Source organism: Planococcus maitriensis (genome assembly GCF_003289925.1).
In the GTDB taxonomy this organism is placed as follows: Bacteria; Bacillota; Bacilli; order Bacillales_A; family Planococcaceae; genus Planococcus; species Planococcus maitriensis.
The window spans coordinates 380,102-397,773 of the sequence record NZ_QLZQ01000002.1; the positions used below are offsets into that span (position 1 = coordinate 380,102).

The following is a 17,672-nucleotide window of genomic DNA, read 5'->3' on the forward strand; positions in this document are numbered from 1 at the left end:
TGATTTATACTATACGATGAAAAAAATCAAAAGGCAATAGTTCTCTTACTTGTTTCGGCGGTTTTTGCCTTCGAGTTTAACCGGTACGGTCAATGCCTGGATCCGCTCCATGATGCGTGCTGCCTTCAAGTCTTCTTTTTCGCCGCGCTGTGAATAAGTCAAATGGTGCGCGAGTTCAGAATAGCTGAAGTTCGAGCTCATGAAAGTCGGCAGTTTTTCCGCCATCCGGTAATGAAGGATCGTGCCGAGCACTTCGTCGCGCGTCCAGCTCGACATCGCTTCAGCCCCGATATCATCGAGCATCAGCACTTCGGCTTTTTTGACATACTCGATTTTTTCCTGGAGCGTATGGTCACCGATCGCTTGCTTCATCTCGCGCATGAATTCCGGCACGAACACGAGAACCGTTTTCACATTGATTTCCGCGAGTTCATTCGCGACTGCACTCAACAAATACGATTTTCCCGTGCCGAATTTCCCGTACAGGTACAAGCCTCTTTCCGGAAGCGAATCCGGTCCGGACGCTTGCTCAAGAAATTCATCGACTGCCCGGAAAGCAGGCAGCCGCCGGTCGTCCAGTTCGAAGTTCTCAATACGCGCCTGCATGACTTCCTTTGGCATGTACATGCTATGGATCAATGACGAAGCATGGCGCTTATTGTCTTCAACGGTCTTCAAACGGCATTTTGTATACGAGATGCCGATATTGCCCCGCTCCAGTACAAGATTCGGTTCGAATCCCTTCAAATGATTGATACAGCCGCCAAGGTTCGGGCATTTATTGCAGTCGTGCGATTGGTCGATATATTCGTATAACTTGCCCATCCCTTTTTCCACTGTCGCTCCGTCGATTTCCTCTTCATGCTCTTTCAGGAATTTGAGGACGCCCGGATGTTCCAGCACTTCCTTCTTCATCGCTTCATAGCGCTCGGAAAATGAGGGCGCATTGACCACCCGCTTCATCGTTTCACGAATCGGTTCCATCTAATCACCCTTTCTTTTCTTCAACGCAAGCTTCGCAAGCAATTTCTGCTTTTCCTGTTCGAGCTGCTCACTGGAAGCTCCTTGCACAGGCGGCTCCACTTCGTCTTTCTTATTGAACCATTCAGGCAGTTTTTCTTCCCGGATCGGCTTGCGCCCCGAAGATGACGCCCTTTTCGGAGCAGTGCCTGATTCGTTTTTCCATTTCATGTATTGCTCATGTTCGATGCGCGCAAAATCCATCGCCTGCTTGGCTGTCGTGACATTTTTCCTCAGCCAGTGCGATGCTATTTTTTCCACATACGCTTTCGTCAGTTTCATATCCGTGCGCAGCAGGACATATTGAAGCAGCACATTGACCACAGCCGGCTCCATGCCATGCTGTGTTACCAGTTGGTTCGCCAATTGCACATCTGCCGGCAGCGGTTCTTTGCCGTCTGCGATATCACGCAGCACTTGGATCGGTGATGCCGATTCCAAATAAGCGATCAGCTCGTCTTCTTTATTTACAGGCGTTTCCTGTACGGCCGGTTGTTGCGTTTTCGGTTCTGTCTTTTTGGCAGGCTCGAGTTTCGGCGCGGTCGTCGTGACGGTCATTTTATAATAATCAGAAGCAGCTTTGCGCAGCCCCTCTTCATCTAAGCGGTAATCATCTTCGATTGCCAGCAATACAACTTTTTGCATCTCGAGCGGCCCGAAACCGTAGAGGAACGAAAGTTTCACGATGTAATTGCGGATGGCCGGCGTCAACACACGCTTCGGTACGAGCTGTTCGGAAAGCCCTTGGCGCAGCAGCGCAGAATCAAAGTCCTGTTCAATTTCGTATTTCCCTTCAGTCCGTGCTTCAAGCTCTTTTTGGTCTGCAGGGTAACCGGCTTTTGCGTGCACCGGCTGGAAAATATCCGTAAAGGTTCTGGAAACTTCCTCATATCCTTCAGTGAGCGGTGCCTGGATGAGGAAACGGTCACGGACCCGGCGATAAGAAGATTCCCCGATCTTACTGAACAGGAACATTGATAACAGCGGATCGGCAAAAAAAGTTTTCGGGTCGAGCGGCGGGCACAATTCATATATGAAGGAACGGTCTTCCCCGTCTTTGCGGAAAGTTCTCAACAAGCCGATCGCTTCGAGCTGGATGCGTGATTCGAAAATCGCCTTGACCGGTTTTCCGAGCGTGTTCATCAATGTATAATGCGTCGAATCCTCAGGCCGCATCTCCCCGTCTGCCCATAGTGTCAAGTAAAGGGAGATGGCATCCGACCCGACCATCGGCTGATAGAGAAGCGTCAGCAATTGGCGGTCGTAATTCGAGAATGGATATGGCATGCGGATCCGGTACAAATCGGCGGGCTGGAGTTCTTTGTACATCATCATATGCTCACCGCCTTATTTGCTGTCTTTGTCGCCGGGATTGCGGTCAAGCAGGTCCTTCAGTTCATCGATGAATACCGTAATGTCCTTGAACTGGCGATAGACGGAAGCGAAGCGGACATATGCTACTTCGTCGATATCCGCCAGGCGGTTCATGACCAGTTCTCCGACTTCTTCCGATTTCACTTCGGGATTGCCGCTCCGGCGAAGTTCTTTTTCGATATCGAAAACGACCCCTTCAAGCATATCGAGTGAGACTGGCCGTTTTTCACACGCTCTGATCAAGCCGCGCAATACTTTCTCGCGGCTGAATTCTTCACGGGAGCCATCTTTTTTTACGACGATCAGCGGCATCTCCTCCACCTTCTCGAAGGTGGTGAAGCGATAGCCGCATGCTTCGCATTCACGGCGCCTGCGGATTGATTTCATTTCATCTATTGGCCGCGAATCTACTACGCGGGTGCCGTTATGCTGGCAAGCTGGACATTTCATGGTAGACATCTCCCCGAAAATTCTCTATCTGGTAGTAACAGTATAACAAAAAAATTCCCTGAACATTAGAAAAAGCAGAGGATTTTCTCCTCTGCTTGTGTTTTGCGTTATTAACGGCCAGTTACACTGTCAGTGACACCTTGGTCGCACCAGCGCCGACTGGGCCCATGCCGCGAGGCACTTCAGTTACTTCGCTTTGCTTTGAATCCAAAGCTTGCGCGATGTAATCAGCTGCAATTGTCGGATCGAGATCTCCGCAAGTATAAACATCGACACTCGCGTATCCGTGTTCCGGGAAGCTGTGGATAGTCAGGTGTGATTCCGAAATGATGACTACGCCGCTGACACCTTGTGGCGCAAATTTATGAAAAGCGACTTCGCGGATTTCCGCACCTGATTTGAGTGCTGCATCAACAAAAGTCTTTTCGATATAATCCATATCGTTCAATTTGTCAAAATCACACTGCCAAAGTTCTGCGATTACGTGACGTCCCATAGTTTCCATGGTTCGTTTCCCCCTTTGATAACATTTTGGTTTTGCGCAAAATATTCAAAGTTGACTACCACGGGGGAAAGTTAGTCCAGAGAGGTCCTAACCCTTTAAGCAGCCATAAGAATAAGTATATACGCTCCTAATTCCTTGCTCTTCAAGATAAATAGAAATTGAGAAGTGGCAGCCGTTTTTGGCTACGAATCATAGTATATGATGAATGTTTTCGAAATGCAATAAATAAATGCTCTACAGAAAATTTTTTTCAATATAAAAAACAAAAAAGATTCCGCTCTTCATATAAGAAGAAAAGCGGAATCTTTTTGCATTATTTTGAAGCGACAGCCATGGAATTCGCTACCTTTTTCATCAAGTCGACAACGCGCGCAGAATAGCCCCATTCGTTATCATACCAAGCAAGCACTTTCACTTTACGGTCGCCCATGACGATAGTAGTCAGGCCGTCCACGATTGCGGAACTGGGGTTCGTATTGAAGTCGATCGACACGAGCGGCTCCATCGTCAGATCAAGGATTCCTGCAAGCGCCCCTTTCGACGCTTCCGTGAATGCGCGGTTGACGTCCTCTACCGTGACATCTTGCTGGACATCGACAACAAGGTCGACGAGCGAGACATTCGGCGTCGGCACGCGGAGTGCCAAACCATGCAATTTCCCTTCGAGCTCAGGAAGAACCAATGACAAAGCTTTGGCAGCCCCCGTTGATGTCGGGATGATCGATTGTGCGCAGGCACGCGCGCGGCGAAGGTCCTTATGCGGGTTGTCCAAATTCTTTTGGTCATTGGTATAAGCATGGACAGTCGTCATCAATCCGTTTTCAATGCCGAATGCATCGTTCAACACTTTCGCGACAGGCGCCAGGCAATTGGTCGTGCAGCTGGCGTTCGAGATGATGTCGTGTTTTTCGACATCCAATTTATCGTCATTGACGCCCATGACGATCGTGATGTCCTCATTTTTACCAGGAGCGGTCAAGATGACCTTCTTCGCGCCGGCTTCCAGATGAAGTGCCGCCTTATCGCGCGAATTGAACTTGCCTGTGGCCTCGATGACGATGTCGACGCCCATTTCATCCCATGGGAGTTTCAAAGGATCGCGTTCGCTGACCAATTGGATACGCTTTCCGTTTACAACCAACGCATTTTCTTCCGCTTTCACTTCACCGGAGAAGGTACCGTGGTTTGTGTCATACTTAATCAAGTGGGCAAGTGTTTCTGCCGGATAACTGGCGTTCACCGCCGAAATTGTCACGTCATCCATCAATACCGCTTGTCTGAAAACCATACGGCCAATGCGGCCAAACCCGTTAATTGCAATCGAAACTGTCATGTATTTGTCCTCCAATTAAATAAGTCATACTCATATTTTTCAATTCGATATATAGTATAACACATTATTCGTTTTAGAGAACCTGAAAACATAAGAAAGCGCATACTTTTTTACGGATGTGTCTGCCACTTGTCCAATATGCGCATCAATTGGCGTTTTGTGTCATCGATGGAACCGTTGTTGTCCAGTACTTCATCAGCGCCGTCTTCCTTGATGCTCATTGGCAATTGCGAAGCGATGCGCGCTTTTGCCTCCTGTTCAGCCAATCCGTTTCGTTCCATGAGGCGTTTTAATTGCTCTTGTTCCGACACACTGACGACCAGGATCTTGTCGACCATATGCTGGAGCTTGCTTTCGAATAGCAGTGGGATGTCCATGATAACGGTTTCATGTCCTCCAGCCAAAAATGCCTGGCGCTGCCTAAGCATTTCCCGACGTATGGCCGGGTGGATGATGTCATTCAATTTTTTTCGGCTCGCCGGGTCGTTGAAGATGATTGCCCCGACTTTCTCTCGGTCCATCGACCCGTCAGCCCGTATCACTTCCGGGCCGAAAGCTTGCTTGATGCTGTTCAGTGTTTCCGTTCCGGGCTCAACGACTTGCCTGGCGACCAGGTCTGCATCAACGACCGGAAATCCCAATTCCTTGAGCATCTGCGAAACGGTGCTTTTGCCGCTCGCGATACTGCCGGTCAATCCGATGATCATGTATATACCTCATTTCTGGCAAGACGGGCAATAGACAGACGCCCGGCTCGCGATTTTCACAGTTTTGGTTTCCGTTCCACAAACCGTGCACGTCTTCTTGCCGTACATGCCGAAACGGTCCTGCATGCTGCCCGATTCCCCATTGATGTTGCGGTAATCGGAAATCGTGCTGCCCCCTGCTTCGATGCTTTCGAGCAGAATCGCGGCAATGGCCTGGAACAACTCGATTTTCCGCTTACAGCTGATGCGGCTTGCGGCGCGCTTCGGATGAATTTTCATGCGGAATAGCGCTTCTGTGGCGTATATATTGCCGCAGCCCGAGATGACTGTGCCGTCCATGATGACTTCCTTGATCGGCTTGTTGCGGAATCTAGGGCTTTCCGCTTGCTGCAAGAACCATTCAAGTGCCCCGTCGGCAAAAGGCTCCGGCGCCATCAACAGCAGTGGCGGAAAATCCGCTTCCGTCTCCAATACGCGCATTTCCCCAAAACGCCGGATATCCGAGAACGCCAGCAAGTTGCCGTCATCGAGCGTCAGCACGATATGGACGTGGCGCCTGAACTTATCTTCCGGGATCGACAGCAGGCTATCGACGAAAAACCAAGCCCCCGACATCCCCAGATGATTGACGAGCAGGAATTCCTGCTCATTCTTCATGGTCATATAAATGTATTTACTGCGCCGTTCGACACCGAGTATTTGGGCACCGGCCAGGCGCTCCTGAAAGTCATCCGCTTCAATGCGCTTCAAGATCGCTTCTTTGCCCGCTTTCTTTGATTTTCGGATCGTATCGGACACATCGACAGAGACGATGCGTTTGCCGATCGACACAGGGCGGATTTGCCGGACCACCCCTTCTACTTCCGGAAGTTCCGGCATCGCACATTCCTCCTTATTTCGTATCGTACCAAGTATCCCCTGTCGCGATATCCACTTTCAGCGGGACATTCAGTTCCACTGCGGACTCCATGACTTCGGGGACCAGCTTCATCAATCGATCGAGCTCTTCGGGAGGCGCTTCGAATATCAGCTCATCGTGGACTTGCAACAGCATTCTCGACTGCAAGCCTTCACGCTCAATCGCGGCATCCATTTCGATCATCGCCTGTTTGATGATATCGGCCGCACTGCCTTGTATCGGTGTGTTCATCGCCGTGCGTTCGGCAAAACTGCGCAAATTGAAGTTCGAGCTATTGATGTCCGGCAAATAGCGGCGGCGATTCATCAGCGTCGTGACGTAGCCGTCTTTTTTCGCCTGTTCGACAATTGAACCCATATACCCTTGGACGCCCGGGAAGCTGGCCAAATACTTTTCAATGAAATCAGCCGCTTCTTTCCGGGTAATGTCCAGGCTTTGGGACAAGCCGTAATCGCTGATGCCGTAGACAATCCCGAAGTTGACCGCTTTGGCGGCGCGGCGCATATCCGGAGTCACTTCCTCCAATGTTACGTTGAAGACATCGCTCGCCGTTTTTGTATGAATGTCGAGATCTGCCTTGAACGCTTCTATCAAGCGCTCGTCTTTCGACATATGGGCGAGTACACGCAATTCGATCTGGGAATAGTCCGCTGCGACCATCACCCAGCCAGGTTCTGACGGGACGAACGCTTTACGGATCTTGCGCCCCTCTTCCAGGCGCACCGGGATGTTTTGCAAGTTCGGGTTGGTCGAACTGAGCCTGCCGGTCGTCGTCAGGGCTTGCTGGAAACGGGTATGGATCTTGCCGTCTTCATGGATTTCTTTCAATAGGCCTTCAATATACGTCGACAGCAATTTGCCCAGTTGGCGATACATCAGGATGTGATGGATGATTTCGTGTTTGCCTTCCAATTTCTCCAGCACATCCGCTGCAGTCGAGTAGCCGGTTTTCGTCTTTTTGATCGCCGGCAAGCCCAACTGTTCGAAAAGAATGACGCCCAGCTGTTTCGGCGAATTGATATTGAATTCGTGGCCGGCGAGCGAATAGATTTCCTGTTCGATCATGCCGAGCTGGCGCTTCAATTCCACGCCCATGTCAGCCAATTGCCCACGGTCCACTTTAACCCCGAGCGATTCCATTTGGCCAAGCACTTTTGCGAGCGGCAGTTCCAATTTATCGTACAGGTCGAATTGCTCGTTTTCCTCCAGCTTCTTGACGACCACGGGGCGCACATTATAGATCGCTCTCGCTTTCCTCGCCATATGTTCATTCAAATCATCCGCTTCAGGGACTTTTTTCTTCGCGCCCTTGCCGTAGACCTGCTCATTGGCCGAGACATCCGAATAACCGTATTCACGGACGATATCCGCCAAGTCCGTATACTTCAGTGAAGGATTGACGATATAGGCGCCCAGCATCAAATCGAAGTCCACCCCGTCGATCTTGATGCCGTTTCTGAGGAATGCCGCAGTCGCCGCTTTGGAATCCGACATATACTTCTTGACGCTTGCATCTTCGAGCCAAGCTTTCAACGCATCCGACGCTGCAGCCACTTCCATCGGGATGACATAGGTCGCTTTTTCAGACGCCAATGAAACCCCCAGCAAATCACAGCTATGGTAATGCTCGTCGTACAGTTCCAGATGGACCGCCATGCCGTTTTCCAAGAGGCTCTCATCGACTGTGCCAAGCACCTCGAAATGCAGCTCTTCCTTCTCGGTTTCCTCTGCCGTATAATCCAGCTTCTCCAGCAATGATTTAAAAGCGAGCTCGTTCCAGATACGCACCAATTCGTCCTGGTCAGGGCCTGCGTAATCGAGTTCATCGATCGTCACTTCCACAGGCGCTTGGCGTTCGATCGTCGCCAGCTTTTTGGACAAATAGGCAAGCTCTTCATTTTCCACGAGCTTTTCCTTCATTTTGCCTTTCTGTTCCTCAATCGCTTCATAGACACCTTCAACCGACCCGTGTTTGGCGAGCAGTTTCAATGCCGTCTTTTCCCCGACCCCAGGAACCCCCGGAATGTTATCGGACGGATCGCCCATCAAGCCTTTCATGTCGATAATCTGCAGCGGCGTCAGGCCGTATTTTTCTTGGATATGGCCCACTGTGTATTTCTCGATATCGGTGATGCCTTTGCGGGTGATGTAGACAACTGTCGAATCCGAGGCGAGCTGCGTCAAATCCTTGTCGCCAGAGACCACGACGACCTGGTCGCCTGCCTGTTCTGCTTGAAGGCTCAGCGTGCCGATGATATCATCCGCCTCGTAATTGTCGAGCTCGTATTGTTTGATCTTGTATGCTGAGAGCAGCTTGCGCAAATACGGGAATTGCTCGGACAGTTCGGGCGGGGTCTTTTGCCGTCCGCCTTTGTATTCTTTATATGCTTCGTTGCGGAATGTGGTTTTCCCGGCATCGAAAGCCACCATCATATGTGTCGGCTTTTCTTCCTCCAGTAGCTTTTGCAGCATTGTCGTGAAGCCATACACTGCATTCGTGTGCACTCCGTTGTCGTTCGTCAATAATGGCAACGCGAAAAATGCGCGGTATGCCAGGCTGTTGCCATCAAGCAATAAGATTTTCTTTGACACAAAATTACCCCTTTCCATAAAAAAAGCCGTCATTCCTTTTATTTTACCACGCAGGCAAATAGAAGAGAAATGACGGCTCCAGTCACTATTCAAGATTTCCGGATAACAGTCTTGCATAAGGTGAATCCGACGGCATGATGATGACCGTATCTTCACCGACCGTTTTCGAATACGATTCGAGTGAACGGTAAAGCTCATAGAATTCAGGGTCTTTCGAGAACGATTCGTTGTAGATCTGGGCTGCTTCCGCTTCCCCATCCGCCTGGATCAGGGCCGCTTCTTTTTTGGCGGTGGCAATGACTTCCTGTGCATCGCGGTCAGCTTGCGCTTCGATTTCACGCTTGCGCGCATCGCCTTGCGACAGATAGTCCTGTGCAGTTGAATCCCGCTCCGAGATCATCCGCGTAAAGACGGCTTGTTCGTTTTCCGCCGGCAAGTCGGTGCGTTTCATGCGGACATCGACGACTTCGATGCCGTATTGGTCGGTGTTGAGCAATTCATTGACTCTTTCTGTCACAGTGTCGTTCAGGCTGCCGCGCGAGGAATTCTCGTCGTTGATAATTTCGTCATAATCGAGCTGGCCCAGCTCTGTGCGCACGACGGAATAAATGAACTCTTCCATGCGCGACTCGGCATTGATGATCGTTCCGGCATTCGAAATCATGCTAAGCGGGTCGGTCACCCGCCATACGGCGTAATTGTCGATCAAAATGCGTTTTTTGTCTTTCGTGTTGATCTCCGCTTCCGATACATCATAGGTCATCTGGTATTTCGGGATGGTCGTGATGCTTTGGATGAACGGGATTTTCATTTTAATGCCCGGTTCTTCCTGGACTTTGACGACTTCACCGAACTGCCGGACAACGCGGTATTCATTTTCTTTCACGACATAGGCATTGGTCAGGACGATCAATAAAGCGAAAAAGACGATTGCCGAGATGAGGATCGGTTTCCAGTATTTCCTGTAGTTGATCGGTTCTCTCGGCTCCCTCGGTTTTTTCGCCCGGTTTTTATTGCCGAAGATATCCGTCGTATTATTATTGCCGAATGGCTGTTTCGGATCCATCAGTTGCCGCCCCCTTCCTGGGTTTCTTCTTCAGCTGCCGGCGGTATGGCGGTCTGCATTTCACCGAGCGGCAAATACTTCATCGTTCCTTCATCATCGTTCATGATATACAGTTTGGCGTTCGGCAATACCGATTCCAAAGTTTCCATGATCAACCGTTGCCTTGTCACTTCCGGATTGCCTTCGTATTCGGCATAGAGTTTATCGAATACTGCGACGTCACCGCGCGCCTGCTCGATTCGTTCGACTTTCTGGGCTTCGGCGCGGGAATTGATGGCGGATTTCTCGCCTAATGCTTCGTTGCGCTTCTGGTTTTCGTATTTATTCGCTTCGTTGATCTTCGTATTCATCGTTTCCCTGGCGTCCGTCACATTCGTGAACGCTGCGCGCACTTCTTCGTTCGGCAGCTCCACATCCTGCAGCTTCACCGCCAAGACGGAAATCCCGATATCGTATTCCTCGATAAGCGATGATAACAGGTCACGGGTATCCGCCTCGATTTCCGCTTTTCCTGATGTCAGGGCATCGTCGATCAAGGAGCTCCCGATAATCGAACGGATGGATGCGGATGTGGCATCGTGAAGCATTTCACGAGGGTCTTCTGCATTGAACAGGAATTTTTTCGGGTCGGTGATTTTCCATTGGACGACAAGATCGGTCAGGACGATGTTCTCGTCCCCGGTGATCATTTTGGTCTCTTTATCGTATGTAGTGATTTCACCTTCCGCGTTTTGGTCATAGCCGAATTGAAGGCTGTAGGTTTCCTTTGACATCACTTCCGCTTTTTGGATAGGCCAAGGCATCTTGAAGTGAAGGCCAGATTCCGTGACCGGCTCCCCCGCTTCACCGAACGTGATGATGACCGCCTGTTCCGACTCATCGACGGTGTACCAGGAAGTAAAGACGGCGACCAATGCAAGGATGCCGGCAATCGACAGCCCGATGATGGACAGGACTCGTTTCGTAGTCATGGTGTTTCCCCCTTTTTTTCTTTATAACTATGTATACGGAATGATTGTGAAATAGTTTCAGGAAAATAGAAAAAGAGCCCGGGGAGGGGCTCTTTTTCAAGTCATGCGGTTGAAGGGGGTTCTATTAAAGAATAGCACCCGATTGTGAAGCTGGTGTTAAGCCTGTGTAAACTTACCATTGATTGTTTTTGTATTTTTTATAATAATTCACTTGGCGCGCAAAAAGATACAGTTTGCGCTTCATATGGGTATCTTTTTTATAGAATAGCGGATTGCCCCATCTCTTCTCCTTGATCAAGCGCTTGATGTCTTTTTGGACCACCTGGTTTTGGACGAAATTGCGCAATACCACCTTCGGAACAACTGTGAACAGAAAATCCTCATTCAAATAAGTGATCGGTTTCTCCGTCTTGTAAATCAAATCATCGACCAAGTACTCTGCCATATTATGGCCAAGCGCCGTGACATAATAGCTTGAGCGCCCTTGGCGGATATTCACTTCGAATACCTTGAATTTCTTGTCGCGCGAGTCGTATTTCAAATCGAAATTGGCGAATCCGGTATAACCGACCGCTTCAAGGAAATGCTGGAGCTTTTGCATCATTTCCTTGTCGAATCGCGTGATGAGCGCCGTATAATTGCCGATGGCCGTGACGGTATGTTCCTGCAAGACAACTTGCGCAAACGTCACCAATTGCGTCTGGCCTTTCGAATTGGCGTAAATGACGGAATCCCACATATATGTATCATCGCCTGGAATGAAATCCTGGATGATCAATTCATCACGGTAGCCGCTTGCCTTGATTTTCTGGATGACTTCAAATAGCTCTTTCGGGCTGTCCACCTTATAGACTTTTTCCTGCCCTTCGAACTTATTGCGGCTGTATTCGATGCCATTGCTTGGTTTGACGACGACCGGATACATCATGTCGCTGTCGTCGAATGGAACATCCTGGCTGCAATCATAAAAATATGTCGTCGGCGTATCGATGCCGTGCTCTTTGCACAGTTCATAGAAATTCGCTTTCATCTGCAATTTATTCATCAGTTCTTCAGTCGGGTAATTGAAGACATAATGCTCGCGCAGCACTTTGGCATTCTCGATTATCAAGCGCACGTAAAGATCATTCGTGCCGACCAGCAACAAAGTTTTGCCGGGAGCCCTGTATTTATCCGCCATGCCGATCAAAATATCCGCGAAATGTTCCGGCTCGGATAGCCTTTTATCAAATTCGATGGTTTCAGTGATCGAGCTCATCTCCGTGAAGGACAAAGGCTCTTTGCCGATCAAGATCGGCTTGATGCCGTATGCTTCATGAAATGAAATCGCCATATTGTATGCATTCATATCCGTACCGACAATGATCGGCAAGAATGGGTGTTTAGTTTCCATATGTTCCTCCTAAATTTCTTCCGCAAGCGGCAAATAGACGGTAAAGGTCGTGCCTACGCCGACTTCGCTTTCGACTTCGACTTTGCCATGATGCGCTTCAATGATATGTTTAACGATTGAAAGCCCCAGCCCCGTGCCGCCTGAATTCCGGCTGCGGGCGCGGTCCACGCGGTAAAAACGCTCAAATAGGCGGCCAATTTCGGCTGCTTCGATGCCGATGCCCTGATCTCCCACTTTCACGATTGCCTGGTCCCCTTCTGCATAGAGCTTCAGCGACACGGTGGTGTTTTCCACTGAATAAGTGGCGGCATTGATCAATAAATTGACGATCACTTGGATGAGCCGGTTCCCGTCGCCGTTGACGATAACCGGTGCCAGGTCCAATTCCAGGCTGATATTCTTTTCTGCCAGTTTCGGATGCACCGTTTCGACAGCCCGTTCAATGATGGCTTTCATGTCCGTCGGCTCCAACTCGATATGGAAAGTGGAGCGTTCCATATTCGACAGGTTAAGCAAATCATTGATAAGCATTTCCAAGCGGTTGCTTTCCGTCTGGATGATTTCCAGGAATGACAATAAGGTATCTTTGTCCTGATAAGCCCCGTCCAACAATGTTTCAGAAAAACCTTTGATCGACGTGACGGGCGTGCGCAATTCGTGGGAAACATTGGCCACAAAATCCTTGCGTACTTGTTCCAGTTTCTTCAATTCGGTAATATCGTGGAACACGATGACCACCCCGAGCCAACGCTCGTGTTCACCGATGACCGGTGCGCCGTATACATCCAGGTTCTTCAACTTCATCCCTTCGGCAAACTCGATTTGATTGCGTGAACGGGTTTCAGTCATGAACACTGTTTCAATGAAGGATTTCAGTTCGGGCGCAATATCGATTTCCCTGTAGAGGCTGCCAAGTGCCGCCTCGCTGCTCAGGCCGGTTTCCTCAAGAAATGCCCGGTTAACCAAAGAAATCGTCCCTTGCCGGTCAATCATCACCAATGCACTGCCCATATTCTCGATCAGCGTTTTCAGCCGCTCCTGTTCCATCAAGCGGACAGTAGCCACTTCCTGCAAGTTCCGGGCAAGGACGTTGATCGTCTTGTTCAGCTCCAAGCTGCCTTGGGCATCGGATTCATAGGCGCGGGCGCGGTAATTCCCTTTCACCAGTTCCACAGCGGTTTCAGTCGCATTTTCCACCGGCTCCACTTGCAAACGGATAATACGGTTACCGATGACTGCAGAGATCGCCAGGCCAATCAGGAAAATAAGCCCCAACGCCAGCCAAACAGCGGATTTATTTTGCGCCTCCGCGTATAAAGGGAGAAACTGGAGCACAATCAAATAAAGCCCGACGAGAAGCGTACCGATCCATAACAACAAGGAGATCAGCAGGCGGCGCCGGAAAGTCATGAACTTTTCGGCTCCTCGAATTTATAGCCCAATCCGCGGATGGTCTTGATAAAAGTCGGCTTGCGCGTATTCGCTTCGATCTTTTCACGCAAATGGCTGACGTGGACATCGACAATCCGTGTATCGCCGGCAAAGTCGTATTTCCATACAGCGCTCAATAATTGGTCCCGGGTCAATACCCTATTCTTGTTTTCCGCCAGGTAGACCAGCAATTCGAATTCTTTCGGTGTGAACTCCAATTGCTTGTCATCCAAAAATACTTCAAATCTATCCGGGAAAATCTGCAACTTACCGAACACATACGGGGCAGACCCGTCCTGCTGGATGACTGGGCTTGTTTCTGCCCTGCGTAACACCGCTTTGATGCGGGCAACCACTTCACGCGGGCTGAACGGCTTGGTCATGTAATCATCCGCCCCCAGCTCCAGGCCGAGCACTTTATCGAATTCGTCGCCTTTTGCCGTCAGCATGATGATCGGGGTGTTCACTTTCTGCTGGCGCAATGATTTGCACACTTCCACGCCATCCATTGACGGCAGCATCAAGTCCAGCACGATCAAGTCCGGATTTTCACTCAGCGCAAGATCGTAGCCCTGCTTTCCATCATTTGCGATAATCGTTTCATATCCTGCCTGCACCAAATTATACGATAACAGCGTTGCAATCGAATGTTCATCTTCAATGATCAAAAGTTTCTTCGGCATTTTGCATCCTCCACACTCAATTTGGAACCCCCATTCCAAACCGCTTTAGAAATTCTCCATCGCCTGGGTCGTCAATTTGTTCGACGTTTTCGGCGGCTGTGCAACGATCTTTCCTTCTATGCAAATTGCGCCTTCTTCATCCGTGCCTTCGACGCGGATGGTCGCCAGATTTCCCCTTACATCCACATCGGTCACTTCCAGCAGGAAATCGACTGTCGCATAATGGTAGACCGGCTTCTTGAATACCAGATGCTGTTCGCAAATATAAGAGCCCGGTCCTGGCATATACTTGGACACTGCTGATGTGACGATACCCGTCAGCATGATATTCGGCACGACCGGCTTTTCAAAACTGGTGGTGGAAGCGAAGTCATGCTGGATATACAATGGATTTCCATCGTTTGTCAGCCCCAGATACAAGAGCAAGTCCTTGTCTTCGATCTTTTCCGTCAGCTTCAACTTCTCACCGATGGTAATATCTTCAATCTTCCTGCCTAGTTTCCGTTTTTTTCCGAGCAACACAGGCTTTCCCTCCCCTAGGTGGTTCATATCCTTATAGTATCAATTACAGCAGTATAAGTGCAAGTTCGTCCGCCTTCCGGCCGTGCATGCAGGCTTATCTGCAACCATTGAAAAAGCCGGACAGGCCACCCCCGTCCGGCTTCATGCATTACGCTAGAATGTCCATGACCGCCTTTACCGAGGCAGCTGACTTATCGAGCGCTTGTTTTTCTTTTTCGTTCAACTCGATCTCGATGATTTTTTCGATTCCGGATGCGCCAAGTACTGCAGGCACGCCCAGATAAATCCCGTCCATTCCGTATTCGCCTTGTAAATAGGCAATCGACGGCAAGACGCGTTTTTGGTCGAGTATGATTGCTTCCGTCATTTCCACCAAAGAGGCGGCAGGCGCATAATAAGCGGAGCCATTTCCGAGAAGGTTGACGATTTCGGCACCGCCTTTTCGCGTCCGCTCGACGATCTGCTCCAGCCGGTCTTTCGGGATAAGGGTTTCGAGCGGGATACCGCCAGCGAATGAATACCGGACAAGCGGTACCATGTCATCCCCGTGGCCGCCAAGCACGAAGCCTGTAATGTCTTTGACCGACAAATTGAGCTCTTCCGCCACAAAGCTGCGGAAACGTGCGGAATCAAGCACGCCGGACTGGCCGATCACCCGTTCTTTCGGAAAGCCGGATTCTTTAAAAACGGTGTAAGTCATCGCATCAACCGGATTGGTCAGCACAAGAATTGTCGCGTTCGGCGAGTGGGTGACGATTTCTTTGGTAACGGATTTCATGACTTTCTGGTTGGTCTGCACTAGATCATCCCGGCTCATGCCCGGTTTTCTGGCTACCCCTGCCGTGATGATGACGAGGTCGGAGTCTTTCGTATCCGCGTAATCCGAGGTCCCTATTATGTGTGCATCGAAATTCAAGACAGGCGCCGCTTCTGCCATATCCAGCGCTTTGCCTTTCACCGGATTTTCCATCGCAGGGATATCGACGATGACGACATCCCCCAATTCCTTCTGTGCCAGCAGGAAAGCCGTCGTTGCGCCAGTGAAACCGGAACCGATCACCGAAATCTTTTTCCGTTTGAATGTCATGTGAAACTCCCCTTTCCATCGGATGATACAACAAAGAGGAGGCAGAAGCCTCCTCTTTCATTTTACATGTTTTTGATTAGTTCATCAGCGAATGCAGAAGTTTTCACTTCTGTCGCACCGTCCATAAGACGTGCGAAGTCGTAAGTAACGACTTTAGATGCAATGGTTTTTTCCATTGAAGAAGTGATCAATTTAGCAGCTTCTGACCAGCCAAGGTGCTCAAGCATCAAGACGCCTGACAAGATAACAGAAGACGGGTTCACTTTATCAAGGCCAGCATATTTCGGAGCCGTACCATGAGTCGCTTCGAAGATCGCATGTCCTGTGTCGTAGTTGATGTTCGCGCCTGGAGCGATACCGATACCGCCGACTTGTGCAGCCAGTGCATCAGAGATGTAGTCGCCGTTCAAGTTCATTGTTGCAACAACATCGAACTCGCTTGGACGCGTAAGGATTTGCTGAAGGAAGATATCAGCGATGGAATCTTTGACAAGGATCTTGCCTGAAGCCAAAGCTTCTTCTTGTGCTTTGTTTGCAGCGTCAGTTCCTTTTTCGTCTTTGATCGCATCGTATTCGTTCCACGTGAAGACTTTGTCGCCGAATTCTTGCTCAGCCACTTCATAGCCCCAGTTTTTGAAAGCTCCTTCAGTGAACTTCATGATGTTCCCTTTGTGTACAAGCGTTACGGAATCGCGGCCTTCAGTCAACGCATAGTTGATGGCAGCGCGTACCAAACGTTTTGTGCCTTCTTCTGAAATCGGTTTGATGCCGATACCTGATGATTCAGGGAAGCGGATGTTTTTAACGCCCATTTCATCAGTAAGGTATGAGATCAATTTCTTCACTTCGTCGCTGCCTTTTGCGTACTCGATACCTGCATAGATATCTTCTGTGTTTTCACGGAAGATGACCATGTCTGTATCTTCTGGGCGTTTAACCGGTGATGGCACGCCTTCGAAATAGCGTACAGGGCGCAAGCAAGTGTAAAGGTCAAGCTCTTGGCGAAGTGCCACGTTCAATGAGCGGATACCGCCGCCGATTGGTGTAGTAAGCGGCCCTTTGATTGCGATCAAGTATTCGCGGATAACGTTAAGTGTTTCTTCCGGAAGCCATTCGCCTGTTTCGTCGAAAGCTTTTTGGCCAGCCAAAACTTCTTTCCAGACGATTGATTTTTCACCGTTATAAGCTTTGTTTACCGCTTCTTCAAGTACGCGTGAAGCTGCGTTCCAGATATCCGGTCCAGTTCCGTCACCGATAATGAATGGGATGACTGCGTTATTAGGGACGTTCAAGACGCCGTTTTCTACTGAGATTTTTTCGCCGTTCGTCATGTGTAAGTTCCTCCTGAGTTCAAAGTCATAGGGCTGCACATTGTGTCAGCCCCATCAAATTTTATTGTATTGCCTTGCTTAACGTTCTTCAACCGGCACGTATGTCTGCATGCCAGGCCCGATGTATTCCGCACGTGGGCGGATCAGGCGGTTGTTGGAGTATTGCTCCAGGATGTGCGCAAGCCAGCCCGACGCACGGGAGACCGCGAAAATCGGCGTGAACAGGTCATGCTCGATGTTCAAGGAGTGGTAAACCGATGCCGAATAGAAATCGACGTTTGGCGGAAG

General features: G+C 49.8%; 17 protein-coding genes. All 17 read right to left on the reverse strand.

Annotated features, from left to right (window positions below):
* Nucleotides 1–45: 45 nt before the first annotated feature.
* A complete protein-coding gene (gene dnaI, locus DP119_RS08230; protein WP_112232618.1) occupies nt 46–984 on the reverse strand; it encodes a primosomal protein DnaI in 939 nt (312 codons plus the stop codon).
* On the reverse strand, nt 985–2,355 hold the full coding sequence (locus DP119_RS08235) for a replication initiation and membrane attachment family protein (protein ID WP_112232620.1): 1,371 nt from the start codon (nt 2,353–2,355) through the stop codon (nt 985–987).
* A gap of 12 nt (nt 2,356–2,367) precedes the next feature.
* The gene (nrdR, locus tag DP119_RS08240) at nt 2,368–2,844 is read right to left on the reverse strand and encodes a transcriptional regulator NrdR (RefSeq protein WP_101190108.1); all 477 of its coding nucleotides are present in this window, start codon (nt 2,842–2,844) and stop codon (nt 2,368–2,370) included.
* Between the two features lie 121 nt (nt 2,845–2,965).
* Nucleotides 2,966–3,349 carry an adenosylmethionine decarboxylase gene (speD, locus tag DP119_RS08245; RefSeq protein ID WP_068868886.1) on the reverse strand — a complete coding sequence of 128 codons (384 nt, stop codon included), beginning with the start codon at nt 3,347–3,349 and terminating at the stop codon, nt 2,966–2,968.
* 313 nt (nt 3,350–3,662) lie between these two features.
* Complete coding sequence (locus DP119_RS08250; RefSeq protein ID WP_112232622.1) at nt 3,663–4,682, reverse strand: glyceraldehyde-3-phosphate dehydrogenase; 1,020 nt, start codon at nt 4,680–4,682, stop codon at nt 3,663–3,665.
* A gap of 110 nt (nt 4,683–4,792) precedes the next feature.
* Nucleotides 4,793–5,389, reverse strand: a complete 597-nt coding sequence (gene coaE / locus DP119_RS08255) for a dephospho-CoA kinase (RefSeq protein ID WP_112232624.1) — start codon at nt 5,387–5,389, stop codon at nt 4,793–4,795.
* 9 nt (nt 5,390–5,398) lie between these two features.
* The gene (gene mutM / locus DP119_RS08260; protein ID WP_112232626.1) at nt 5,399–6,268 is read right to left on the reverse strand and encodes a bifunctional DNA-formamidopyrimidine glycosylase/DNA-(apurinic or apyrimidinic site) lyase; all 870 of its coding nucleotides are present in this window, start codon (nt 6,266–6,268) and stop codon (nt 5,399–5,401) included.
* A 13-nt stretch (nt 6,269–6,281) separates the two neighbouring features.
* Nucleotides 6,282–8,918 carry a DNA polymerase I gene (gene polA, locus DP119_RS08265; protein WP_205853857.1) on the reverse strand — a complete coding sequence of 879 codons (2,637 nt, stop codon included), beginning with the start codon at nt 8,916–8,918 and terminating at the stop codon, nt 6,282–6,284.
* Nucleotides 8,919–8,985: 67 nt separating this feature from the next.
* The gene (gene hflC / locus DP119_RS08270; protein ID WP_112232630.1) at nt 8,986–9,966 is read right to left on the reverse strand and encodes a protease modulator HflC; all 981 of its coding nucleotides are present in this window, start codon (nt 9,964–9,966) and stop codon (nt 8,986–8,988) included.
* The gene (gene hflK / locus DP119_RS08275) at nt 9,966–10,937 is read right to left on the reverse strand and encodes an FtsH protease activity modulator HflK (RefSeq protein WP_112232632.1); all 972 of its coding nucleotides are present in this window, start codon (nt 10,935–10,937) and stop codon (nt 9,966–9,968) included. The genes hflC and hflK overlap by 1 nt, the downstream gene beginning before the upstream one ends.
* 172 nt (nt 10,938–11,109) lie before the next feature.
* Entirely contained in the window at nt 11,110–12,330 is a 1,221-nt protein-coding gene (locus tag DP119_RS08280; RefSeq protein WP_112232634.1) for a carboxylate--amine ligase, read from the reverse strand.
* A 9-nt stretch (nt 12,331–12,339) separates the two neighbouring features.
* Nucleotides 12,340–13,740, reverse strand: coding sequence for a two-component system histidine kinase PnpS (gene pnpS / locus DP119_RS08285; protein WP_112232636.1), 1,401 nt, complete (start codon nt 13,738–13,740; stop codon nt 12,340–12,342).
* Entirely contained in the window at nt 13,737–14,444 is a 708-nt protein-coding gene (locus DP119_RS08290) for a response regulator transcription factor (protein WP_112232637.1), read from the reverse strand. Before DP119_RS08290 ends, pnpS begins: the two co-directional genes overlap by 4 nt.
* Nucleotides 14,445–14,489: 45 nt before the next feature.
* Nucleotides 14,490–14,966, reverse strand: a complete 477-nt coding sequence (locus DP119_RS08295) for a MaoC/PaaZ C-terminal domain-containing protein (protein WP_112232639.1) — start codon at nt 14,964–14,966, stop codon at nt 14,490–14,492.
* Nucleotides 14,967–15,114: 148 nt separating this feature from the next.
* Nucleotides 15,115–16,053 carry a malate dehydrogenase gene (gene mdh / locus DP119_RS08300; protein ID WP_112232641.1) on the reverse strand — a complete coding sequence of 313 codons (939 nt, stop codon included), beginning with the start codon at nt 16,051–16,053 and terminating at the stop codon, nt 15,115–15,117.
* 62 nt (nt 16,054–16,115) lie between these two features.
* The gene (icd, locus tag DP119_RS08305; protein WP_112232643.1) at nt 16,116–17,384 is read right to left on the reverse strand and encodes an NADP-dependent isocitrate dehydrogenase; all 1,269 of its coding nucleotides are present in this window, start codon (nt 17,382–17,384) and stop codon (nt 16,116–16,118) included.
* A gap of 78 nt (nt 17,385–17,462) precedes the next feature.
* Nucleotides 17,463–17,672: citrate/2-methylcitrate synthase (locus DP119_RS08310; RefSeq protein WP_276308707.1), on the reverse strand; the 210-nt coding region annotated here is incomplete at its 5' end.

Coding starts and splice junctions, on each gene's coding strand:
- DP119_RS08290 (WP_112232637.1), bottom strand. CDS start 14,444: ATGCCGAAGAAACTTTTGATCATTGAAGATGAACATTCGATTGCAACG.
- DP119_RS08235 (WP_112232620.1), bottom strand. CDS start 2,355: ATGATGATGTACAAAGAACTCCAGCCCGCCGATTTGTACCGGATCCGC.
- hflK (WP_112232632.1), bottom strand. CDS start 10,937: ATGACTACGAAACGAGTCCTGTCCATCATCGGGCTGTCGATTGCCGGC.
- hflC (WP_112232630.1), bottom strand. CDS start 9,966: ATGGATCCGAAACAGCCATTCGGCAATAATAATACGACGGATATCTTC.
- dnaI (WP_112232618.1), bottom strand. CDS start 984: ATGGAACCGATTCGTGAAACGATGAAGCGGGTGGTCAATGCGCCCTCA.
- mutM (WP_112232626.1), bottom strand. CDS start 6,268: ATGCCGGAACTTCCGGAAGTAGAAGGGGTGGTCCGGCAAATCCGCCCT.
- DP119_RS08250 (WP_112232622.1), bottom strand. CDS start 4,682: ATGACAGTTTCGATTGCAATTAACGGGTTTGGCCGCATTGGCCGTATG.
- polA (WP_205853857.1), bottom strand. CDS start 8,918: ATGGAAAGGGGTAATTTTGTGTCAAAGAAAATCTTATTGCTTGATGGC.
- speD (WP_068868886.1), bottom strand. CDS start 3,349: ATGGAAACTATGGGACGTCACGTAATCGCAGAACTTTGGCAGTGTGAT.
- coaE (WP_112232624.1), bottom strand. CDS start 5,389: ATGATCATCGGATTGACCGGCAGTATCGCGAGCGGCAAAAGCACCGTT.
- nrdR (WP_101190108.1), bottom strand. CDS start 2,844: ATGAAATGTCCAGCTTGCCAGCATAACGGCACCCGCGTAGTAGATTCG.
- mdh (WP_112232641.1), bottom strand. CDS start 16,053: ATGACATTCAAACGGAAAAAGATTTCGGTGATCGGTTCCGGTTTCACT.
- DP119_RS08280 (WP_112232634.1), bottom strand. CDS start 12,330: ATGGAAACTAAACACCCATTCTTGCCGATCATTGTCGGTACGGATATG.
- icd (WP_112232643.1), bottom strand. CDS start 17,384: ATGACGAACGGCGAAAAAATCTCAGTAGAAAACGGCGTCTTGAACGTC.
- pnpS (WP_112232636.1), bottom strand. CDS start 13,740: ATGACTTTCCGGCGCCGCCTGCTGATCTCCTTGTTGTTATGGATCGGT.